At 71.0% G+C, this 25,950-nt stretch carries 1 protein-coding gene; it reads right to left on the bottom strand.

Annotated features, from left to right (window positions below):
- Positions 1-151: 151 nt before the first annotated feature.
- Entirely contained in the window at positions 152-25,936 is a 25,785-nt protein-coding gene (locus ACQVFL_RS03340; protein ID WP_431728669.1) for a hypothetical protein, read from the bottom strand.
- Positions 25,937-25,950 lie beyond the last annotated feature (14 nt).

Below are 25,950 nucleotides of genomic sequence, written 5' to 3'. Positions count from 1 at the left end.
GCACCTCTTCGTCACCACACAGGAGGAGATGCGGCACCGTTTCCCGGTCCTTCGACTTCGGGCTGGTCGAAAGCACCTGCCTGCGGGTGGACAAGGTGTTGGCCGGCCTGAGGTTCACCCACCCCAAGCCGGGCAAGGTCTACCGCAACAGCTACGGCATCCTGCCCGGCTCCTGACGGCCGGTCAGCAGTTGGCCAGGGTTGCAGTTGGCCATGGTGTCGGTGATCGCCTCCACCAGATCCGCGTAGTGCTTCGCCGACTCGTCCCTGTGGCCCAGGATATTGTGGTCGTGGATCTCGCGGCGGAGTTCGTCCATGCGGGGCACCCAGTACATGCGGTGGGTGGGGTTCGCCTCGCAGCAGGCGACGTCCTCCAGTGCCTTGAGCCAGGCGTCGACGACGCCGGTGCGGGCTTCCATATCCATGGTCTTGCGCCAGGCGTAGACGACGCCGGCTTCCTCCCGGGTCATCCGCAGCACGAGGGCGACCGCGCCGAACACGGTGGCGTTCCAGCGTCCGTCGTCGACGCGGTCCTGTTGTTCGCCGACGACCCCGGCGGCCAGGGCGGCGGCCAGCGCGCGGGCCCGGTCGTCGGTGTACATGAGGCGGAGCAGGCGGTCGTCCCAGGGTTTGCGGGACAGCGCATCCGGCTTCGGTTCGAGGTAGTCGAGGGCGAAGGTGACCGTCATCGGACCCTGCACACTGGTGCGGGGTTCCATGGCGAACTTCTGGATCGGCTCGCTCGGCTGGTAGCGGGACTCGGCCGGGTCGATCACCCCGTTCGCCGCCTCGACCAGTTCGAGCACCGCCTTGTGGGCGGAGAGCAGTCGGTTGTCCGGGTCCCGCGCCTGGAGGTGAGCCAGCTCGTCCACGAGGTCCGGGTGCCGCAGTTCTGCGACGTTCTCGCGGAGGTACTTCTCTGCGGTGGGCCAGTCGGGCTGCCCCAGCCACTCGGAGAGGGTCACCGATCCGGACCTGGCGACCGGGCCCGTGGTGACCTGACCGGCAGTGGTGAGAAGCGTCGGGACGAACGCCGACGTCGACCAGCGTTGCGCACCGTCCGGCCCGGTGACCTGCCAGCCGGCGTCCGCGGCGGTGGTCTCTGGACTGATCAGCGCAAGGTCGTAGCGGTTCACCAGTGCGGTCAGGGCCGCGTTGGGCGCGGTGGCGACCACGATCGGTTGCAGGTGCCGTTCGCCGAGCTTGATCAGCGTCATGCCGAGCACGGTCAGCACGGCACTTCGTTCGTCGACTCCGGCACCGACCTCGACCACCACCACCGGACGCCGCACCGGGCGGGCCGCCCGCGCGACCGCCTCGGCGACCGGTCGCTGCCGCCACCTGTCGACGTCGCCCACCACCAGCAACCCGCCGTCGTACGCGGCACCCCGGGGTGCGTCGATCCGTGGCGGTCCGAACGGCACCGGGTGCCGCTGGAACGCATCGTGCACGCCCGACGGGTAGCCGATCACCAGCAGCGCCATCATCGACGCGTCGGCCGACGCGTCGAGCAACTCCGGCGGAGGCTTGGGGTCCGACTCCCTCCCCGGCTCCGGCTGCCGGAACCGGACGAACGCACCCGCTGGCTCGACCATCGGCGCACCCACGACGTCGGCGGTGAGCGTGCCCAACCGCACGTCCCCGTCTCCGGGCAGGATGTGGGCGGTCCCGACCGACACCGTCACGTCGGTGCGGCGCGCCTCCTGCACTCGCTCCCCGAAGCGGGACAGGGCCTTGAGTTCTGCTTCGGTGCCCTCCGCATCGCCGGGCAGGAAGAGCACCAACAGCAACGCGCCCTCGTACCTGGCGTTGCTGCGCGCCAACTCGCGGGTGAAGTTCCGGGGGCCGTACCGTCCGTTGCGGGTGACCACCTCGCCCGTCTGTGGATCCAGCGTGGCGTAGACCGACCACACCCCCGGCCGGAAGTCGGGCATCCGCCGCACCGCGTGGAACGTGTCCAGGGTGTCCGCAGGGTGCGGGTAGTAGATCTTCGAGGTGAGATCGTACCGGGAATCGATCCGTCCCCGGCTGCTGTACACGCTCGACCTGACCGGTTCGCGCACCTGGTCGGCGATGAGCCGGGCCACATCGCGCAACCACCGGTCCAGATGATCAAGCAGGCCGAGACGGCCTGACGAGTACCGGCCGGAGAGACCGTCCAACGCCCAGGTGCCGGTCTGCGGATCCCGACGCAGGTTCCCGGCCACCCCGGCCCGGGTCAGTCTCGCGGTGCCGTCGCCCTCGAACCGCGCGGCCAGCGAGGGATGTCCGGGACCGTCGAGCATGTCCCGGACATCGGCCAGGGTGACGGTCGGGTCGACCTTCCGCATCGACGTGAGCAGGTCGTCGAGCTGCGCCGGCGACATCGCGTCGGTCGCGGTCTCCGAGCCGACGAACACCAGGAGGTCGCGGGCGTCCTCACCCTCCTGGGCCTCGGCGTACGACCCGCGTTCCAGGACGAGGAAGAGCCAGTCGTGGTCCGGACGCCCGGCCCAGACCTCGGGTGTGAAGTCGGCCAGCGGCATCCACAACGGGTTGAGCCGGACGTCGAGCCCGTCCGTTTTCTCGCCCCGCACCACACCGCTCTGCGGCGCCTGCTCGATCTCCGGCACCACGCCGGCTCCGACGTTCTCCGGCCGGTCGTACCACCGTGAGGCGGTCGGATCGACGGGTCCGTCGGTGGGAAGCACCACCGGCGCCGGGTCCGCCGCGCGGTGCTGCACGAGGAACCAGCCGTCGCCCGCCTCCTCGACGAACCGGGCCCAGGACAGTCGCTCGGTGGAGGTGTCGCTGCGAGCAGGCCGGTAGGTGAGCAGGTCACCGTTGCGTAGTCGGGTGGCTGCCTGCGCCTGCCCGGAGGCACCGACGAAGATGACGCCGTCGCCTCGTCGCAACGCGGGAAGTCCGTCGTGCACCGTGGTCGCGCGCGGAGACTCCGCAGCGAGCAGCGAGCGCATCCGGTAGGGCACGTCCATCATCGCCATCTGCTGCTCGTGCAACCGGGTGGCCTGCTCGGCGGCGACCTGGAGGTCCGGCTGCTCCAGGGCCGACGGGTCGATTCCGTCGACCGGTCCGCCGGCCATCAGCCAGCGCAGGGCGAGCAGCGGCGACGCGTCGCCGAGCGGCCACCAGCCCTCCGGAGGCGAGGCGAAACGACCGAGCCGGACCGCGCCGTCGCCGTCCACGAACAGCCTCGGGGGCGGCACGTCGTCGCCGGGAGGAGGTACGGGCCGCAGCGCCAGCGCGGTACGCACCTCGCCGGTCGTCGGCAGGCCCGCCATGAGCCGCAGGCCGACCGTGGCCGCACCGGTCACCAGGTCACCGCCGAGCGGTATGGCAGTACCGCCGTCGGCGGGGAAGTACCAGAACTCCGAGGGCTGTGCGTCGTGGAGATCGACCGTGCCGTCGGGACGCCGGTCCGCCCGCACCGCCGACACCCGTCCCTGCGGGTCGAGTGCGATGTCGTCGAGGGGAGCGACCACGCCCTGCCGCAGACGGTCCCGGAAGCGATCCGCCAACGGGCCGTGCGTGCCGCCGCCACGGGCGGCACCACCCACCAGCAGGACCAGCGGCGCCGAGGTGTCCGGTGCCCGCGCCGCCCAGCGGTCGATCAGGTCTGCTCCGGTGAACCGGGCGGTCACGTCCCGGTGGCGTCGGCCGTCGAGCACCACCGGCACGCGCGCCACGTCCGTGGTCGGGTCGTACTCGGCGAGCAGGGTCGGCGACGGGCCGAAGGCGGCCGGCTGACCCCACGAGCCGGTCGGTCGGTACGACTGGAAGACGTCTCCGCTCACCCGGCGTACGAACAGTGTCGGGCCGCCGCCGGGGTACGTGCGGGCGTCCTCGTCGCCCAGCACGACCAAGTCGACTCCCAGTACGACGGCGAACACCGCGGCGACCTCGTCGAGGATGGCGGAGTTCCACATCCGGGGCGCACCGATCGCCGCGACCAGCAGCGCGGCGGCATCCCGGGCGGGGTTCGCCTCGGGTGACCCCGCTCGCACCAGCGCCCCCGCCGCGTCGGCGTCCGGAGTGAGCAACGTGGTGCCGAGGAACCGGTACAGGCGGGTCGTGTCCTCGTCCGCCATCGTGACCAACCGGGTGCGCAGCGACGGCTCACCGGGGTACGGCTCGTTCAGGCCCAGTGCCCCGGCGAGCAGGGTGACCGCCTCGTCCGCCAGGCTGCCGATGATCAGCTCACCGATGGACCGGATCGTGAACCGGTGCGGATCGGCGCGGACGACCTGTCCGGCGTGCTGGAGCAGGGTGGCTTCGTCCCGTACGTGCGCCGGCAGCGTCAGCCCCTGCGCGCGGGCGCTGTCGAGCACCGCCCGGATCAGGCTGCCCGGCTCGCTGCCCAGGTCCCGGGCACCCAGGTGGTACTCCCACTCGGCGGCGACAGTGGGATCGCCGTCGTCCAGCGGCCCGGTCGTGAGCGGCTCCACCCGACCCACGGGGGCGAGAGGCGCGGACTGCCGTTCCCGCCAGATGGCCGCCAGCATGATCACGGCGCGAATCGACGGGTTCGCCACCCGCGCGAAGGAAGCGAGGGCCAGCGGTGGCACCGCGCTGACCCGGCGGTCCAGTCGATTGTGGTCGTAGGGGGCGAACTCGTATCCGAGGTGAGCCAGCAGGTCGGGATGACGAGCTGGCCCGCCGGGCAGCCCGTGGATCGCGGCCAACGCACCGAAGACCGGTCCTACGGTGTCCACCTCCGCCACCCGGATGACGTCGCCGGCCGGGGTCTTGAAGGACACGGAGACCATCGTGGTCCCGGCGCCGTGCAGTCGGCTCAGTTCGGCGTTGACGGACCGCCGGTCGGGCTCGCGTTCCAGATCCCAGCCGCGGGACTCCGGCTCCGCACCGGTGGCCCCGGGCAGGTCGACGTCGATCCGGACCCCGGTCAGTGCGACGTCCGTCCACATGAGGTTCCGCTGGTCGAACCGGCTGTCGGCGGCGTACTCGACGAGTTCTTTCAGCCGACTGAACATCGCCCCGACGTCGCGGCCGTACCCGACGGTGATGCTCCGGAACTCGACGTCCAGTTTGAGGGCCATCGACAGGGCCGTGAGCACCCGCTCCGCGTCGTCGACCGACAGCGCCGAGAGGTCTTCGAGGGTCCAGCCGGCGTCCCGCGCGCCCCAGAGGACCTCAGCGACGTCGCCGTCGAAGTCCTGGATGCCGTCCAACCGGGCGACCCACTCCCGGAGCCGGGTCGCCGTCACCTCGGGCGTTTCAGGGGCCGACGGTAGCTCGGCGGCACCGCGTGCCGCCGCACCGTCCGCGCCGGACTGGAGGTGGCCCGCCGCCATGGTGATGAACTCCAGCGCCACGTCCAGCGTGACCTCGGCCAGTTCCGCGACCGTGAGGGCGTCCTCGATGGGCGTACCCACGAGCTGGTACTGCTCCCTGAGGTGGAGCAACTTGAGTTCCTCCGCGTCGCTGACTCCCAGCAGACGACGGGTGAGCGAGTCGCGCGGCGGCACCCCGCCCACGTGCTCACGCAGCAGGGCGGCCAGTTCGTCCAGCACCACGTGCCGAGGACCACCACGGTCGACGTGGACCGCGATCTCGCCACGGATCGGTGCCAGGTCGCGCGCGTCCACCCGACCCCGGTTCGCGAGCAGGAACACCCAGGACCCGTACGGGTCGTCCGACAGCTCCACCGGCACCCGGCCGACCCGTACGCTGTGTCCCAGCACCAGCAGGTAGCTCAGGTCGAGCGCGTCCGCCAGGGATTCGATCTCGTGTCGGCCCCAGGAACCGCCGGGCGTCCTCCCGTCGTGGTATTCACGGATCTTCTCGACGACCCGCGCGAGGTCGTCGAAGCTCGCCGTGCCGATCCGGTCCAGGTCCGACGGGTCCATGCCCAGAACGTCGGCGGTCCACTGCCGGTCCGCAGAGTCCAGTTCGCGCCCGGTCACCGGCTGGTTGGCGTCGAAGCCGAGGTCGGTCAGGAAGGCCAGGTGCCGGCTCGGCTCCTCGATGACCGTTCCTGCCCGTTGCGCCATGTCACTGAGAACGCCCCGGATCCAGGCCGCATCGGAATGCGCCGCCACCCCACCGGCCCGCAGGAAGGGTTGCAACAGCCGCACCGGCACCTGCAGATCCAGGGCCGACTGGTAGACCGCCTCGTACGGCGGCTGCACACCCCATGCCCGGAGCCGGTCGGGGGTCCGCTCGGACAGATGTTCCTGCGCCCTGGCCTGCCGGTAGACCAGCCCCGACGGCACCTGCTCCTCGACTGCCAGCGCGTACACCATCTCGGGGTCCAGCCACGAACGCTCGCGTCGGTCACCCTCGATGTCGTGCTGATGGACAGCGAACAGCGTGGCCCAGGACGCGGCCAGCAGGTTGTCCACGAACTGCGCGGGCGGGAGATCGTCGGCACCGGGCGGAGCTTCCGCCGTCGCCGACACCTCCGCTGCCGACATACCGCCGGTCAATCGGTTCCACGTCCGCATCGCCGTCGCGAGTTGTCGAGCCGCCTCGACCACCTGGTCCGCCACCGCAGCCGTGATCAGCGACGCCGACGGCGACGCGGCGGCACCGGCCGCCACCAGCAGTCGGGTGACGTGCACCGCCGCCGTACGGATCACCAGGTCGGCGCTGCGGTGGCTGTGCCAGGTGGGGCCGGGTCGGCTCAGCGGTTCGAGTCGGGCGTGCATCTCGGCCAGCATCTGCACGGCCGCGTCCCGTCGCCCGCCCGGCTTCGGCCCGGGTAGCGCAGCCGCCAGGTCGGCGAGACCAGCCGGCGTGGTCGTCTCGTCCACGCCGGGTATCGATCGGTCGGCGTGGTGCTCCGTCCACCACCGGACGGCGGCGGTCAGGGCACCGGCCGCGCGGGTGGCTGCCTGGATCACGTCGCCCGGGTCGGCGACGGGGTGATGGAGCGTCAGGGTCACGGAGCGGGCCGTACCGACGATGATCGCCGCCTGCCGGGTCAACGCTCCGACGTACGGATCGTCCGCGACCGCGTCGACCTCCTGCCACACCGCGCTCGGGTCGGCCACGGCGACATCCCGCGACCGGCGCAACTGCTCGACATCGCGTGTCAGTTCCGCGACGTGTACGGCCCGGAGGCGATCGGCGAGGTGCAGTCCCCCGCCCTGCTGACCGGTGCCGGCGCCGGCGAACCGCAGCAGTTCCCGGACGTACCGTGGCCGCTGATCGTCGGCGGCGGACTCGCTGATGATCGACGCGTCGCTCCGGTCCGGCCGCTCCTGCGCGTCACCGCCGCCGTCGCCACGCGCTCCCGGCCGGCCGAGCGCGGCCCACCGGGTGACGAGTTCCTCGATCTGTCCCGGATTGGGCCATACCTCGGAGGGCATCTTCCGGATCCGGTCGAACAGCGGGCGCAGCGACAGCAGCCCGCGCGGGTCCGTCTCCCAGGTGGCCGCCAGCCAGACCACCGCGTACGGGAGCTGCATCTGGCCGAGCCGGTAGGCGATCCAGAGCAGCTCGACCGGTACCCGACGGGTCACCTCGACCAGTCGTACCAACGCCGGTGCCTGCGTGGCCGACAGCCCGAGGCGGTCGGCCAACCCCGACAGGGGCGCGCCGTCGACTCCCGGCAGTGCCGTCACCCGACGGAGATAGGCGACCCGCACACCGAGTCGCTCCGCCCACTGTGTCAGGTCGGTCGGGTCGGGCGCGGGAACGTCCAGCTTCCGGGCGAGGGCCCGAGTCAGCTCGGCCGTGGTCGCCGTCTCGGGTGCCACCGGCACAAGGGCATCGGCCACCCGCTCGCTCGGCACGTCGCCCAGGGCGGCCCAGACCGACTCCGCGATCGCCGGGGAGTCCACCAGCGGACGGAGTTGCTCGACGGGGAACCCGAGGCGCGCGGTCCACCGCACCCATCTGACGACGTCGGCGCCCGCCGGCAGCAGCGCCGACACCGCCTCGGCGACCCGCTGCCCCTGCCGGCGCAGCAGCGCCGTGTCCTCCGGGCTGTCGACGGGCACCGATGCGGCGGCCACCCGGAGCTGGTCCCCCAGGGCCAGCGCCAGTTCGACGGGGGGTACGCCGAACCGCTCGGCCGCCGCTTCCAGAGCCGCCGGGCCGGCGAGGCCCGACTCCGAGGCCAACGTCGCCAGGCTCCCGGCCGCCCGGCTTCGGCCGGTCAGCGCCGCACGCACGTGGGCGGTGGGCAGCTCGTGCAGCAGTTCCAGCGGTACGCCGAGTTCGCGCAGCTCCCCCAGCGCGGACCGGTCGGCGGGGGACAGCTTCGACCGGCGGACCAGTCGCATCAACCACACCAAATCGCTGTCGGTGCGGACGCCCTCCCCGGCCAGCTCCGTGCGCAGCAGGTCGACCCAGGACCCCTCGTCCGGCTCGATCTCGCGGGAGCCCGCCGCGACGCGCGCCAGCGCGTCCCCCACCGTCACCACGAGTTCCGGCAGCACCCCCAGGTCGCGGACCACACCGAACAGCGGCCCAGGTCCGGCGAGCCCGATCCCTCGCGCGTGGGTGCCCAGGTCGAGCGGCACCGTGCCGAGCACCTCGACCAGGTTCACCAGTTCGGCGACCTCGTCGCCCGCCATGGCCAGCCGCTGCGCCAGCCGGTCGACCTCGGCCCGGTCGAACGGCAGTTCCCCGTCGTCCAGCAGGCGAGCCGCCTGAGGGCCGGTGATCCCGACACCCTGCAACCATCGCGCGTCCTCGGTGGCCGTCGCGCGGCCGTCGGGGCCGTCGTCCTCGGTGGCCGTCGCGCGGCCGTCGGGGTCGGACTCCGCTCCGGGGGCGACCAGTACGACCGGGAAGTCCGTCTCGGGCACGACGGGCAGCGACGCGACGGCGTCGTCACCCCCCGACGGGTCGGTCGTCGGCGGCGCCAGGTAGGGCAGGTCCAGTGCCACCAACCGCTCGTGCATGCGCTGGTAGCTGGTGGTGCGATCCGCCTCGGAGACCTGCGGGGCCGGGCCGTGGGCAGCTCCGAACAACACGCGCAGGTGTGCGTCCACGGCTGCCGAGGCCGCACCGGCCCCGGGATGGCCCTCGGCAGCCAGCCGCCGCAGGGCCGCCAGCCGATCCGGTATCGCCCAGGCGACGAATCGCACCTGGGCCTCGGTCGTGGCGAGTGCGCCTGGCAGATCGGACGCTGACGGCGAGGCGGCACCAGCCGCCCCACGGGGTGGCAGCGGGCCGGCATCGGCCACTACGCCGGGCGCCGCCGGGGGCGCGCTCGTCCCGGCCGGTGCCGTGTCGGTCCGGCTCGCGGTCGGCGCCTCGACGGACGCGTCACGGATCGCACCGGGTGCGCCACCGCGCAGGCGGGGCAGCCACTGCCGGCTCGCGGTCAGGAAGTAGTCGGCGGTCCGTTCACCGGTCTCCGGGTGCCGGCCGTGCACGCCGGTGTCGTCGATAAGCACCGGCACGAGCAGCCACCGATCGGCGCCCGACACCGACTGCTCGACCCAGATGTGGCTGGTCAAGCCCTCCGGTGTCGCCTCGACCGGCTGGTGCCGGACGATCTCGCTCAGCTCGGTCGCGCGTTCCCGCAGGCTGCGGATCTCCTTCTGCGCGCGGTCGATCTTGTCCGACAGCTCGGCCATTTGGGCAGCGACTGCCGTGAGTGTGAGTTCTCCCGAGTCGACGTCATGCTGAAGAGCCGCGCGGTCGGCGTTCAGCTTCCTGAAGGCCTTCGCCCTGTCGACCAAGGCACGCTGCACCTCGCCGAGGCGGATGCGACCGGCGCTCGTCGACTCAGCCGAGGGGGCCGCGTCCACCAAGCGGTGCGGCACCGGCGCTTCCTCGGCCTTCGGGGCGACGACGTCGAACTGGTCCAGCGAACCGCTCGTGAGCCACGGATTTGTCGGTTGGGCCGTCGGTTCCTCGGCCTCCGAGGCGACGACGTCGAACTGGTCCCGCGACGCGCTCGTAAGCCACGGGTTGGCCGGTTGAGCCGTCGGTCGATCCGGTTGAGCCGGCGGTCGATCGGGTCGGGCCGCCAGGACGGTCACCCCGACGTCGGGGATCGGGAGGTTCACCACGATTCGCAGCCCGAGCGAGTCCCCACCCACCGCGAGGTCGTCTCCGAGCGGCTCCGACCCGTCTCCGACCGGCGGGAAGTAGCGGAACTCGCCGGGCTGCGTCCGAGCGTGGTCGACGGTTCCGTCCGGGGCGCGGACCACGGAGGCTGCCGAGACCCTTCCGTCGGCACCCAGGATGATGTCGACGGTGCTGGCGATCACCGGGGTGGCGAAACGGTCCCGGAAGCGGCGGGCGAGCGCACCGTGCGGGCCGGACTCGTCGGCGGCCCCGCCCATGACCAGGAGCAGCGGCGGTGATTCCCCGGCGGGATGGACCGCCCAGCGGTCGATCAGTTCCTGGCCGGTGAGGTCGGCGGTCAGGTCGCTCAGGCGCCGGCCGTCCAGCCCCGTCACCACGAGTGGCAGACGCGCCGAGTCGGTGGCCGCGTCGTACTCGCCGAAGATCACGTGCGCGGGTTCGATCGCGGTGAGTTGGGCCGGCACCGGGGCGGGGTGGTAGGCCCGGAACAGGTCCCGCTCGACCCGGAGCAGGTGGAGGGTGGAGTGTCGTCCGCCCGAGAACCGGCGGGCAACCTCGTCCTCCACCACGACCAGGTCGACTTCCAGCGCGACGGCGATCGCGCCGATGACCTCGTCGATCAGCGCGGAGTCCCACAGGGCCGGGTCGCCGATCGCCTCGGGCAACAGGTGTGCGAGGTGGCTGGCACCCGTGGTGCCGTTCCCACCCACACGGCGCAGTATCCATGCCGCGCCGCTGCCCGGCACGGCGACGGCGGTGCTGAGAAGTCTCCGTAGACGCGGGTCGCGCTCGTTGACCAGTTGGGTGATCCTCCGCCGCAGGACGGCCGAATCCAGAGGTCTCTTCGACGTGACCGGCAGTGCCTCCGCCAGGCCGAGGAGCGCCCGGTCGTCGAGGTCTTCGGCGACCAGCTCCCCGATGGTCCGCAACGGGAACCTGCTCGGGTCGTCCTGGACCACCTGCCGTACGTGCCGGATCAGGTCGTCCTCGTCGCGCACCTGCGACGGTAGCCGCAGCCCCTGGGCGCGGGCGCCGTCGAGAACGGCCCGGACCAGGCTGCCGGGTGCGTCACCCACGTCCTTCGGCACCAGGTGGTGCTCGTCGGCACCGACGAATGCGGGATCCTCGCCGTCGAAGAACCAGGTGAGGGTCGTAGTCGGGCGGGCAGCGGCGACCAGGGGCCCCGGCTGCCGCAGGCGCGCGATCGCCGCCGCCATGACGACGGCAACGGTCGGCAGATGGTCGATCGACCAGAACGGGTCGACGCGAATCGGCTCAGGTCGGCTGACCCGACGATCCAGTCGCGTCGAGTCGTGCGGGTCGACCTCGTACCCCAGATAGCCCAGCAGCTCGGGGTACCTCGTCAGGCCGCCCGGGCGTAAGATCACCGCGAGCAACGCGCTGACGGCCAGTGGCGTCAGGTCCAGTTCCGCGATCCGCGCGACCGGTTCGGAGAAATCGGAGTCGAAGACGGTCGCGGCAGCGACACGGGTCCCGTCCCGTTGGAGCGCACGCAGGCCCTCCTCCATCTCCTTCCAGGTGTCGGGCTCATCGGTGAGGAACCATTCCCGCCGCGTCTCGATACTCGCGAACGCAGCGAAGTCAGCGTCGACCGGTTGTGGCACGCGAACGTTCACGCGCACACCGGAATAGAGCTCAGCCCATTGCGGCATCGGCAGCTCGATGCGAGCGTCGGCGACCCTGTCGACGAATCCGGTCAGCGCCTGGAGCAGGTCTTCGGCGTCGTGGTCGTGCCGCGAGACGGTGTCGTGGTAGTCCCCGATGAGCCCCGCCTCCGTGGCGGACGCCGCGAGGGCTTCAAGGACCTTCGCCCGTTCGTCCGCGGGCAGCGCCGACAGTTCGTCGAACGTCCAGCCGACCCACCGCGCCTGTGCGGTGATCGCCGGATACAGGCGTGGGGACGCTGCGGCGATTCCGCCGAGCCAGTCGACCCACTCCTTGACCATGCGTGGCAGTACCGCGAGGTCGCCGGTGATGCGGGGCACCTCGGCCTCCGGCCGGTCCTGGGGTACGGGACGGGAGCCCGCCGTCAGTCCGATGGCGTCGGCGGTCAGCCAGAGGTCGACCTCGCCGGCCTGGTATGCCGTCTCGACCAGCTCCATCGCGGAAAGACCGGCCTGCTGCGCGAGGAGTCCCAGGTGTCGCGGTACGAAGTCGTTCGAGGCCACACCGATCCGGAGCAGTTTGCCGGTGAGGGACTCCCTGGGCGCCAGGTTCTGCCCCTTCGCCCGGATCCGCGCGATCGTCCGGTCCACCACGACCTGCCGGGGCAGCGAACGCGAACCCTCCACCATTTCGGTCAACTGCGTTCGGACGGGCTTCGGCACCTCACGCGAGTCCACACGGAGTGCGTTGGCGAGCAGGAACAGGTAGCCGCCGTCGCGTTTCGCCGCCAGCTCCACCGGCACCCGGCCCATCCGGACACTGTGGCCGGTGACCAGGTACCTGCTCAGTCCGAGCGCGTCCGCCAGGGACTCGATGTCGTGTGGTTCCCAGTTGCCGTCGGGTTCCCGTGCGGCGAACTCGCGGCGTACCAGGTCGACGAGATCGAGAAGCGACCGGAGCGAGACCCCGTCGGCGCCGTCCAGATCCTCGGGGTCCATGCCGAGGATGTCGGCCTCCCACCGGTGAGCCCACTCCTCGAGTTGGCCGGGAGAGAGCTCGGCGAGGGCCGTCGTGCGCACGTCGACGTCGGTGAGGAAGGCAAGCCGACGCCGAGGTGACTTCGCGATCCGGTCAGGTAGCTCGACGCGTTCCAGGGAGCGCTTCACCTGCCGTGGATCGGTGGTCCGGGTCCGTGCGTTCAGCAGGGTCCGGAGCGGCGAGAGCAACCGCACCGGCACCGACTCCTCGTTCGCCAGGCGGTAGATGCCCTCGGGCTTCCGTCCCAGGTTCCAGGTACTCAGCAGCTCCGGTACACGCTTGGAGAGGTACTCGTTGCGCCGGGCGTACTCGTAGAGCACGGCGGGGGGCATCTGGATCCGGTCAGCCGTCTGGAGGACTGCCAGGTGGTCCAACCAGGGACGAAGATATCTGTCGTCTTCGATCTCCCTCTCGGGTACGTCGATGAGCGTGGCCCACTTCGGGGCGAGGACGATGTCCGCGCTCCGCTCGTCGGTCTCCGCTCGGCTTCGGGCCTCCGCCTGACCGTCGGTCACGGCTGCGGCCAGTTCGGCCGCGGAGAGGCCACCGGCCAGCCGGTCCCAGGCCGCCACAGTCGCGGTGAGCCGCGCAGCGGCCTCGACCGCCTGGGCCACGACCGCGTTCGCGATCAACGCCGCCCCGGGCGGAGCGGTGGTGCCGGCCCCCACCACCAGACGGGCGATGTGCGTGGCCGCGACCTCGATCACCATGGCAGCCGTCCGATAGACGTGGCCCACCTCGGTCGTCCGAGTCAACGCGTGGAGCAGTGCGCGTACCCCGGTCAACATCGCGGCCAGGTCGTCCCGACCGGCGGGCACCGGGGTCCGCGCCCCGCTGGGTGGCAGCGCCCGCACCAGGTCGGGGACCCGCACCGGCCGTGCCGGATCGTCTCCGGCCGACGGTATCGGCCGGTCGGGATACCGTTCGGTCCAGGCGCGTACGGCGTCGACCACAGCGTCGGCGGCCTGGACGGCTCCCCGAACCACCTCCGCCACGTCGGGTGAGGTGATGTGACGGGTCAGCGCGGGCACTGCCGCCGTCGCCGCCGAAGCGACGATCGTCGCCTGCCGGGTCAGCGTCCCCAGGTCAGGGTCGGCGGCGACCTTCTCGGTGTCCCGCCACAGTTCCTCGGCCTCGACGAAACTGATCTCCGCCCACCGACGCAGCTTGTCACGACGATCGCGGACCGCCGTCGGCACGAACGTCCGGAGGTGATCCAGGACCGCCAGCCCGGCCCCCTCCGGGCCTGACCCGAGACCGGCTGCCCAGAACAGTGCGGAGGCGTTCCGGCGACTCCGGCCGGCACCGTCCGTCCTGGTCCAGGTTGAGCGACCGCTGTAGACGAGCGCGGCCAGGCTCGTGTGCTGTACCTGCTGCTCGTCATCGTCCAAGTCGGACAGGAGGCTACGTGAGCGGTGCGACTCGGACGACGAGCTGCGGTCCGAGTCGTCGTCGCTGTCAGTTGCGGTCCGGGTGTCGGCCTGGGGCCCGCGTACGCTGGCCGCCGTCTCCTCGGCGGTGGGCCACATCTGGAACTGGTCGTCGTTGTCGAAGGTGTCGTGCCGGTCGAGCAGCAGTCCGTCCGTGAGGTCGGCAGCGGGCTCTGCGTGGTACCCCGCGCCCGCGCGGCCCGGGTCCGCCCAACGACCGACCAGCTCCTCGATCTCCTGCATTGGCGGTCGCCCCTGACGGGGCATCTGCGCGATCCGTGCGAACAGCGGACGCAACGGCATCAGCCTGCGCGGATGGATCTCCCAGTAGCTGGCGAGCCAGACCAGCAGATAGGGACCCTCTGGCACGCCCAGCCGGTGGGCGAACATGAGCAGGTCGTCCGCCGACACCCGACCGGTGACCTCGACCAGCCGGACCAGTGCGGCGGCTTGGTCCGGGGGCAACGCGAGGCGGTCGGCCAACGCCGGCAGCGCTCGCCCGTCGACGCCGGGCATGACCAGCACCCGCCGCAGGTAGTAGTCGGGCACACCGAGTCTTGCCGACCACGCGGCCAACTCGTCCGGGGTGGGCACAGCGGTGTGCTGGGCAGCGATCGGCGCCGGGGCTGCCACCTCCGGCACCAGCGGGACGAGAACCTCGGCGACCCGGCCCCCGGGCACGTCCCCCAGGGCCTCCCAGATGAGACCTTCGAGCATCGGAATCTCGGCCAGCGGGCGGAGCCGGTCCACCGGGAAGCCGAGCCGCGCACTCCAGCGCACCCACCGGTCGAGTCCGGGTCCGGTCGACGCGACCTGGGCCAGAACGCGATCGGCGACCTGCTGCCCCTGCTCCCGGAGGTCGTCCGGCCCCGCGTCCGACAGCGGTGGAGCATCGGACACGGCCGCCCGCAGCCGGTCGCCGAGGGCCAGGGCCAGGTCGACCGGGGGTACGCCGAGTCGCTCGGCCGCCGCCTCCACCGCGGCCGGGCCGCCGAGGCCGGTGTCGGCGACCAGCCCCGCAAGACCGGTGTCGGCCCGACGCCGGCCGTCCAGCGCCGCCCGGACGTACTCGTCGGGCAGCTCGTGCAGCAGTTCCAGCGGTACCCCGAGGTCGCGCAGCTCGCCCAACCACCTGCGGTCGGCGGGGGCCAGGCCCATCCGGCGGGTCAGCCGCATCAGCCACACCAGGTCGCTGTTGGTCCGGACCCCCGCGTCGGCCAGTGCCGGCCGGAGCCGGTCGACCCAGGTGCCCTCGTCCGGATCGACCGTGGACGAGCCGTCCGCCACCCGGGCCAGCACGTCGCCGAGCACCGCTACGTCTGCGGGGGACACCGCCAGTTCACGGACCACACCGAACAGCGGACCGGGCCCGGCGAGCCCCGCCGCCTCGGACCGTTCCCGCAGGTCGAGCGGTACCGTGCCGAGGACCTCGACCAGGTCGACCAGTTGCCGGGCGTCTGCCCCCGCGCCCAGCATCCGCACCGCCTGGTCGACCTGTCCCGGGTCGAAGCGCAGACGTCCGCCGGTCACCAGGCGCGCGACCTGGTGGGGTGGGATGGTGTTCGAGGTCAGCCACTCCCGCGTCGCCGGGTCGGCCACCAGGTCGGCGATCGTGGGTGCCTTCTTGGAACCGGCTGCCTCCTCTGACCCGGGTGCCTCCTCGGACCCAGGTGCCTCCTCGGACCCAGGTGCCTTCTTGGACCCGGGTACCTTCTTGGAACCGGGTGGCACCAGTTCCACCGGGAAGGCCGGCACGGGCACCGCGTCGACCGGCACGGTGCCGTCGTCGGCCGCGACGGAAGGTGGGCCGGGCGGTGCCAGGTGCGGCAGGTCCAGCGCCGACGCCAACGCCGTCAACCGGTCGTGCACGACCCGATAGGCGGTCGCCACCGCAGCGACATCCCACCGCGCGCTGTCGGACTGTTGCTGATCCGGTGCGGTGGTCCGCGCCAACACCTCGCGGTACTTCTCCAGGTCGGCCAGCGCCTCGCCAGCACCCGGGCGGCCCTCGTCGGCCAACCGCCGCAGCTCGACGAGCCGGTCCGGCACCGCCCAACTGACCAGCCGTGCCTGCGCCCGGGTCACGACCAGCTCGTCCTCGACCCCGCTCGTCCGGCCGGGAACGGACGGCGGGGCGGTCGGTGCCGGACGAGACTCCCGGCTGGTTGCACCGACCGACACCGGCTCCTCATCGGGATCCACCGGGCTGCCGGTCCACTCCGACGGATAGTCCGGAAACATCGATTCGTCCGGGGCTCGCCAACCGTAAGGCCGCCCCACCGTGGCCGCTGTCTCGTCCAGGTTCATCTGCGCGAATGCCGCGTCGACGTCGACGTCGGTCGGATCCAGGACGACCGGCTCGGCCATCGTCGCGTCGAGAGACAGCCGATCGCTGAGCTCGGTCAGCCCGGACCGCCACACGTCGGTCTGTACCGGTCCGGCCGTGACCGGTACCAGCAGAACCGGCTTCTGCCGCTCGGAACGGGGAACCTCACGCCGCAGCCGCCTGACCAACTTCGCGAGCAACGCGGCTCCGCCCGGCACCGGCAGCTCCACCGGCATCAGGCGGCTGTCGGCCGCGTACGCGACCACGAGCGACCCCGCGACCGGAGCCACCAGGCGTGGGGGGACAGCCGATCCGATCCACCACACGCCGCCGCTGAGGGACGGCCCGGGGCGGGACAACATCTCGTCAATCCATATGTCGTCGCTATCGACCGCCGACTCGACGAGGTCCTCGGTGAGGCCGTTGGCAGTCCAACTCGGTCCCAGACCCTCGCTCCACTCGATCAGTCGGGCGAGCCGCTCCTTCATCTTGCGCTCGTCTGTGGTGTCCACCAGCTCGCGGAGCTGCGAGACCTCGTAGTGACCGATCGGATCATCGTCCAGCCGCGGCAGGGCGCGCAGGGTTTGCGTCACGGCGAACAGTCGAGGCACGGTGACATGACCGATGCCGTACGCGAGCGCCGTCACGTGGCCGATCGGCAGCAGCTCGCTGCGAGTCACCCCGAGCTGACCGGCGAGCCGGTGCAGAATGTTGACGATCTCCGCTCGCGTCAGCCCGTCCGTCTGGGGTTGCTCCGCCCCCACGAGAGCCGCAGTCAGCAGATACTCGTCGATAGCGACATCGGATTGTGTCGACTCGTATCGATATTCGGAGGCATAGGGCTCGTCGGCGTAGGCGATGCTGAGCAGATCAGCGTCCCAGGGGGCCACACCCCCGTCCTGCGGCATCTCACTCAGTTCGGGTCGCCGTGCTGCCGGCCAGTGCACCTGCACGAGGCTCGCATCGGATCTGGCGTCAACTCTGCCGGTCAGGTATTCGGCAAACGCGTAGCCGAACTGGACCACCGCCCACGGCGTCTCCCGGTCCGGACTGCCGACGACGATCCTCGGTAGGCCGTCTTCGGCATTCGTCGCGACCGGGCTCGCCGTGTCGGCGGAATCCGGAGGACGGATCCACAGCGTCTCGCCCACCGTGACGATCTGCCAGTCCGGCTGGCGCTCACGCTCGAAGACACCGCCGCCGAGATTGATCAGATGCGGTAGGCCGGGCAAATTCCGCATGTTCGGGAATTGGGCGTCACGGTGCACGGTGTAGTAATCGGCGAAGGGACTCATCGACTGCTTGTGCCACGACAGGTACGGCACGAAATGATCGAAGAGGATTTCTTCAGGGGTGATCGAGAAATCCGGTGTGGCGCGAATCGCCAGGACACGCTCCGCCCCGACAAGTCCCGCCAGCTCCACCGCCTGTGTCGGCGTGAGCTGGTCCCTGGTCACCAACTCGACCATTGCGGTCTCCGGCAGCCGCCTCGCCAGAGCGGTCAGTTTCTCAGCAGCAGTCGCGGCACGACCGATCTCCACCACCACGATCGGACGAGAGGGATGCGCGAATCGCTCGCCGTCATCTCGCGGCGAACGCGAGGCCGACCACAGATGCGTCCCGGATGCGCTGCCCTCCGCCTGGTAACCGGAGATTCGCGGCACCTTCGCCTCGGAGACCGCACGCCAGTCCCGCACCGAGCCGCCGCTTGCATAGATCCTCGCCGCCTGGTACGCCGGCGCCTCGACTCCGACGTGGGAGACAAGCATGTGCAACACGTTCGCCCAGTAGGCGTCCCGATACAGCCGACTGCGAAGCAGATCGGCCACCGACTGGCTGAAGCCAGGGGCGTCCGCCTTCTCGAGCGAGAAAACTCCTCCCCCCACCGCCTGCTTCGCCACCGTGAACATCGATCCATAGTTCGCCGTCAAATCGACGTTGAAATGCCACCAGGCGTCCAGCGCAACGGCATAGCGCGGATCATCGGGCGAGAGCGGATGCCGCCACCACTTCTCCGACACATCGTTGCGATCGGTGACCAACCGGAGCACCTCGCGAGAGTTGCTCCATCCTGCGGCCAGCCGAGCCGCCAGCATGTACTGCTCGGCATGCACGCCCTCGTGGACGAACGTCTCGTGCACATCGTCGACGGTGCGATCCAGCCGTAGGGCCATCGACCACGCGTAGGAAGAGAAGCTGCCCTCATACTCGCTGCCGGAAGGTTCCGGAACGAAGTCGATGGAAGGCATGCGACCCGCTCTGTCCGCATTGCGGTTCAGTGTCGTCGTCAGATGGTCGGTCATCTCCTGCCAGGCGCGCTGCTGCCGATCCGTCCCACGCTGGCCGGTCAGGGTGCGATAGCGACTTCGCGCGTGGCGCCGCAGTTCGTCCCAGTACATCGGGTCGGTGGTCCGTAGCGTCTGATCGCCTGCGGTCATACTCGGGCGCCACTCCGGACCACCATCCAAAGTGAGCGTCATTCTCTGCTTCGCTGCCAGGTCCCCGAGCATCGAGGAGAGAGCGCTGTCCAGACCGTCCGGATCGGGAGGCGTCACCGGCTCCCCGTCCTGGTCCCGCACCTCGAAGAACGGATTCGCGACCACCGGTCCCAGTGCGACCGTGCCGGTCTCCGAGTCCACCGCAACCTGCCACTCGGCGACGACATTCGCCCCAGCGAACTGGCCCAGCACGTCGGGCCCGGTCTGAGACACCCCCGCGAGCCCGGGGCTGTTCCGGACGTCCACACCGCCGTCCGCCACGACCGCGTACACCGTCTCACCATCGGCTGGCATCCGGCGCAACCGGCCTGCACCGAACGCCACCAGCCCGTTCGACATGCCCTCGGCACCGTCGAACACCGACTGCATGTCATTCGGATCGTCACTGCGGTTCACCCGCCGCTGTAGACCTGTGGTGAAGCCCAACTGTGGGGGTATCGCGACGGAGGCCCAGAGAATCTGCGTCGCCCAGTCCGACGGCAGTCTCTCCCGAAACAGGTCGGGCCGACTGCGCAGCAGAGCCTCGGCCGTCAGCCCGGACGGCACCCAAGGGGCCGTGGGCGCACTCGGCGCAGATCTGGACGCAGACCGTGCCGACGCGGACCCAGACGCCGCGCGCCGCCCCGACGAGCCGGGCGCACCACCCAACAGCCGGCGCGTCCACTCACCGTTGACCAGACGGAGGTCACCGGTCGCTTCACCGGTCTCCGGATGCAGGCCGTGCACTCCCGAGTCGTCGAAGGTAACCGGGATGTCGACCCGATCCATGCGGCCGTCCACCCACTGCCGCACCGTGACCCGACCGCGAAGTCCTCCGTTCGATGCCGCCACCGGGGCGTGGGCCACGATCGCGGTCAGTTCGGTGATGCGCTCCCGCAACCGGTCGATCTCCGACTGGACCTGCGCAACCTGATGCGGCACGTCAGCGCCCGCACCGTCCGCACGCAGCCGCGTCAGATCCTCCGCCCGCCGGATGAGAAGGCCCCGCATCGCGGCCAGGCGCACCTGACCGACGTCCTCGGGCTGCTGCCCGGTCGCCGGGCCGGCCACGCTCTCGTCGGGGTCCGCCGGAGCGGAAGCCGCATCACCCGGCACGGCGGCGACGACCGGCTCGGCCATCGTCACCCTGAAGCCCAGCCGGTTCTCCCACTCCGTCAACTCGGCCCGCAGCCGGTCGCTCTCGGCTGGCGCAGAGGTCACCGGCACGAACAGGACCGGATTGTCCGGCTTCTTCACTGGTAGCTGCTGGCGCACCAGTTGACCCACCTGCACCAGCAGCGCCGCACCCCCCGGGACCGACAACCCCAACGGCAGAAGATCAGCATCGGCCTCGTACGCGAACACGAGCGCACCCTCGACCGGAGCGACGAGGTCTCGCTGGCCCACCGGCCCCAACCACCAGACCCCACTGTCATCCGGCGTACGCCGCGACAGCACCTGGTCGACCCAGCTCGTGTCCTGACCGACGACCTGCTGCACGTACTCGGAGGTCAGTCCCTCGGCGGGCCAGGTCGTGTCCGGATGGGCGAGCCATTCCAGGAGCCGGGCGAGCTCCTGCTTGGCGCGACGCTCGTCGCCCGCCGTGACCAGTTCTTCGAAGTCCCGGATGAGCCAGCTCTCGATCGGCCCCCCGGTGGCCCAGGGCGTGCTCGACTGGTATCCGTCACCGAAATCGAGGTAGGACCGATAGCCGTTCACGTTCTGCAGGGCCCGCGTAACCACGGCCAGGCGTGGCACGGTGACATGGCCGATACCGAAGGCGTACGCCGTGGCGAAGCCCACCGGAAGCAGTTCCGCACGGGTGACGCCGAGCCTGGCGGCGAGGCCGTCGAGCACCTCGACGAGTTGGACCTCCGACAACGCCTGTGGTGCCGCTTCCACCGCGTCCACCAGGGCGGCCGTCAGCACGAACGGGTCGATGTCGAAGTCGCCAGCACCCGATTTGTGCTTGAGCTGCGAATCGTCGACGGCGCCCTCGCCGAAGGCGTTGATCAGGAGTTGTCTCGTCCATGGCTCGGCAGCGTCACCAGAGGTCAGGTCGACCCACTCGGGTGGGTCGAGGACGGGCCGGTGGATCTGCACCAGATCCGGGTCGACGCGACCGTCCGGGATGGCCATGAGCCGCTCGGCCAGCAACAGTCCGAGCTGCGCGATCTCCCACGGGGTGTCCCGGTCGGGAGCGCCGACGATGATCCTCGGCATGCCGCGATCGGGCTCCACCGCCACTGGCACCGCCGCCGACGGCTCATCGGTGGCGTGTACCCAGAGCGTCCGTCCCACCGGCCTGATCCGCCAGTCGTCCTGGTTCGGCCGGTGGAAGACACCACGCCCGAGATTGGTCAGATCTGCGACCGGGACCCCGAGGTGGAACGTGGGCCGTCGCGGCTCCGTGTGCACGGTGACGTAGTCGGCGAAGAGGCTCATCGACTGTGTGTGCCACCGCGAGTACGGGACGAAGTGGTCGAACAGCGGATCGGCCGGATCGATCTGGAAGCCGGCCGAAACGGGAAGAGCCAGCATCTGACCCGTGCCGACCGTCGCCGCCAGTTCCACGGCCTGCGCCAGCGTCAGAGGGCTGGAGGTCACCACCTCCACCAGGGCGTCCGCCGGCAGTCGAGGCACGATGCCGGCAAGACGCGCCAGTGCATTCTCGGCGCGGCCCACCTCCGCCACCACGATCGGGCGGGAATGGTGGACCAGTCGCGCGACGCTGTCCTGCGGCTCCTGTCGTTCCCGCCACAGGTGTGTGCCGACCTCGCTCGTCCGGGCCTGGTAGCCGGAGATCGGCGGCACCAGGGCGGACGAGACTTTCTCCCAGTCCCGCACGGAGCCCTCGGCCGGGAACTCCAGACTCGCACGGTACGCCGGACCTTCCAGACCGAGCCGAACGATCATGGTGTGCAGTAAGGACGCAGGTGCCGCCCGGCCGATCCTCCGCGCTTCCAGCAGTTCCCGCACGGACGGACTGAACTGCCCGATCTTTCTGACTCTGACTGCCTGGTCCAAGCTCCTGACGGCCAGCATCACTGCCTGCTCGGCCTCGCGGTGGAGTTCCTCGTCGAGGCCCAGGCGCATCAGCCACCACAGGTGCAATGCCAACGGATAGCGCGGATCATCGCGCCAAAGTGGCTGGTCCCACAGATCGTCGCGCACGGGGTCGGCCATGGTGATCTGATCCATGGCACTGGGGTCGTTGGTGGCACCGGCCACCAGCCGGCCCATCAGCACCCGCTGCTCGGCATGGACCCCCTCGTGCGACAGGAGCCGGAGCTTCTCGTCAACGGATTCCGGCCGTGGGAGCGACATGGACCAGCTCATGCCGTGGAAGGCGGCCTGGCTGTCCTCGCCCGACGTGTTCCGGACGTCGGTGACAGCCGACGAAAAGCCATAAGGGGTGCCGGTGCCGAGATGCGCGAAGAGCAGGTCGGTCTGACGCTGCCAGGCTGCTGTCTGGCCGCGCGCGGCGCCCAGGGTGTCGTATTCCTCCCGGGCCTGACGTCGCAGATCGGCCCAGTAGTCCCGGCTCACCGCTCGATGCAACTCGTAGTCGGCGGCGACCCTGCCCGGCTTCCACTCCTCACCGCCGCGAACCAGCGTCGCACCACGTTTCGTCGCGAGGTCGCCGACCATGGTCGCCAGCGCACGATCCAGTTCGGCAAGCTCGGAATCGGATGCCCGGGGGACGTACTCGCCCCTGTCGCGCACCGAGAAGCCGGGGTTCCTCGCCACCTTGTGCAAGGTGACCTCACCGGTCTCCGGGTTTACCGAGACCTGCCACCCGGCGACGACGTTCTCTCCCGCGAACTGACCCAGTACGTCGGGTGCGGTAGTCGGTGACGCCGCTTTGGTGGCCCGGCTTTCCCTCGCGTCGATGCCACCGTGCGCCACCACGGCGTACACCATCTCGCCGTCGGCTGGCATCCGGTGCAACCGGTCGACGCCGAAGCCCACCCACCCGTCCGCCATGCCCGCAGTGCCGTCGAACACCGGCATGATGCCGTCCGGAGTGTCGACTACCCGTTGCTGTAGGCCGATGGAGAAGGCAAGCTCCGGCGGGATCGGCACGGCGGCCCAGAGCGTCTCCGTCTTCCAGCCCGGCCGCCGGCTCTCGGCAAACAAGTCCGGCAGCTCGCTGCGTAGTTGCCTCTCGGTGAACTCCGAAGGCGCCACGATTTCGGGAACGTCCGGTGCCGAGTCGGCCTCAGCCGTTTCCGCCGAAGGCGATCCCGACCCATCCCGCCGTGACGACGAGCCGGGCGCGCCGCCCAGCACCCGGGGCATCCACTCGCCGTTGACCAGGCGCAGGTCGACCGTCAGCTCGTTGGTCTCCGGGTGCAGGCCGTGTACCCCGGAGCCGTCGATGAACACCGGGATCTCGACCCGCTGGAAGCGGCCCTCCATCCACTGCCGCACGGAGACGCGACCGACAAGCCCACTCCCCGTCGCCGTGACCGGACCGTACGCCACGACCTCGGTCAGCTCGGTGATGCGCTCCCGCAACCGGTCGATCTCCGACTGGGCCCGCGCCACCTCTTCCCCACTACCGGCGCTGCCGCTCGGCCCGGCCGTATTCAGTCCGCTCAGTTGCTGACCCCACCCGATGAGATCCCGCCGCAACGCCGCCAAGGCGACCTCACCGGCGTTCTCGGACGACTGCGTGAGCGCCGGATCGGCCACACCCTCGTCGAGACTCATCGCGTCGGATCCCGCACCGGTCACGGCGGCCGGCAGGACGACCGGCTCGGCCATCGTCACCCCGAGGCCCAGCCGGTCCTCGATCTCCGCCAGGTCCGCCCGCAACCAGTGGTATTCGACCGGCGTCGAGGTCACCGGCACCAGCAGCACCGGCGCTTCGCGCTCGTCCTCGGGCAGCGCCCGCCGCATCAGTTGACCCACCCGCACCAGCAGCGCCGCACCACCGGGAACCGGCAACCCCACCGGAAGAAGATCAGCCTCGGCCTTGTACGCGAGCACGAGAGCGCCCTCGACCGGACCCACGAGCTGCCGCTGCACCGCCGGCCCCAGCCACCAGACACCGGTACCGTCCGGCTGCGACAGCGACCGGTCGATCCAGTTCCGGTCCATACCGAAGATCTGGCTCACGTTCTCGGCGGTCAACCCCGCAGGCGGCCAGGTCGTGCCCGGGTGCCCGAGCCACTCCAGAAGCCGCATGAGTCCCTGCTTGGCGCGACGTTCGTCGCCGTCGGGAACCAGGCGGCGGAACTCGTCCACGAGCCGGCGGTCGATCGGATCCTCGGCCCGCTTACCGGGCAGGGCCAGCAGAGCCCGCTTCGTCACGGTCAGGCGCGGCACGGTGACGTGGTCGACACCGAAGGCGTACGCCGTGGCGAAGCCGACCGCGAGCAACTCCGCACGGTCGACGCCGAGCCCGGCGGCCAGGCCGTTCAGCACATCGACGATCTGGGACTGCGACATCGCCTGCGGTTCCGACTCCAGAGCACCCACCAGGGCGGCCGTCACCATGAACGGATCGATGTCGAAGTCGTCCACGTCCGATCCCCGCCGGGTTGACGACGAACCCGCCCGTCGCTGGGACGAGCCGGGCGCGCCGCCCAGCACCCGGGGCATCCACTCGCCGTTGACCAGGCGAAGGTCACCGGTCAGCTCGCCCGTGTCCGGGTGGATGCTGTGCACCCCCGCCTCGTCGACGCGCACCGGGATCCGGACGTATCCGGGGCGGCCCTGCACCGCCTGCCGTACCCAGACGTGGCCGTGCAGGACGCCGTCCGACGTCTCCTCGATCGGCTCGTGCTCAGTGATCTTGGTCAGCTCGGCGATTCGCGTCCGCTGACGATCGACCTCGGCAGCGATCTTCCACTCCCGTGCCGCCACGTCGGCAGCTCCGGCGGAGGTCGTCGATTCCTCGGCGTCGCGGCCCCGGTCGACGGCGCTCGGCGCGGAGCGCAACTCCCGGAGCTCGGTGCCCGTCTCGATGAATACGCGCCGCATCTCGGCCAGGCGCGCCTCCACCTCTGTGGAACGCTGGGCGATCACCGGCGGGTGATCCGCCCACTCTTCGACAGTGTCGCCGGACAGGGCAGGTGCGGGCGAGGTGTCGACGTCCACGCCGACCGGCCGATGGTCCGCGTCGAGCAGCACCACCGTGGTGGCGTCGTCGCGCAGCGCCACCATCCGCCAGTCGTCGGTGACCCGGGTGACGATCGGCGCTCCGTCCGACTCAGGCGACCCGATCCAGAGCACGTCCTCGCCATCCGGCAGCAGCCACGCCACCGTCGGCCCGCCGTTGGGTGCCAGGAACGACACCAGCGCAGCCGAGTCCGGGGTGTTGCGCAGGGCATCGAGGAGCACGTCGGCGGCGATCGGCTGTGCGGTGCCGCCGACCAGATCCGGCAGGTCCGAGGCGGCGACCGGCAGCACCTTCCGGGCCAGGGTCTCCGCGTCGGCCTCGTTGCCCGCCCGGGCCAGGTGCACGGCAGCGGCCAGGCTCCCGGGCGGAATCGTGTCCCGCAGCGCCAGTTGGATCTCCGCCAGGCCCGCCAACAGGGCGTCGACCCGCTGGCGGCCCGGCTTCTCCCCGGCCCTGATCCGTCCGTACGCACTCTGCAGCCCTGCCCGCCCGGCCACGTGTGACCACGGCAGCACCCGTACCGACGTGGCGTCGTCCCAGGACGCCTCCCGGCCGTGCGCGTCGACCGGCACCAGTTGCGGTCCACGCGCCTCACCCACCGGCACCTGCACCTGGAGGCGGTAGAGGTCGGCGAGGCGACCGAGGCCCTCCGGGTCGTCCGGAAGCGGCTGCCCCCCGGTGGCCCAGCGGTCGAGCTCCCACGGCACCAGCACCAGGGCATCGGGGAACGGCTGTACACGCAGGTAGTTCAGGCCGGCGGCGGAGCGCGGCGTCTCCTCGATCAGGTAGACCAGCGTGCCGTCGTCCGGCGTCGGGGTGGCGACCGCGACCGCCCGGGCGAGGGGGTGCTCCTGCTGGGTCATCGCGCCGGTGAGCACGAATCGGCCCGGAACGGCCATGATCTCCTTGCAAC

The sequence above is a fragment of the Verrucosispora sp. TAA-831 genome (genome assembly GCF_050780145.1).
Taxonomy (GTDB): domain Bacteria; phylum Actinomycetota; class Actinomycetes; order Mycobacteriales; family Micromonosporaceae; genus Micromonospora.
This window is presented reverse-complemented; position numbering and strand designations above follow the sequence as displayed.

Excerpts from the sequence above, each read along its gene's own strand:
- ACQVFL_RS03340 (WP_431728669.1), bottom strand. The coding sequence starts at position 25,936 with ATGGCCGTTCCGGGCCGATTCGTGCTCACCGGCGCGATGACCCAGCAG.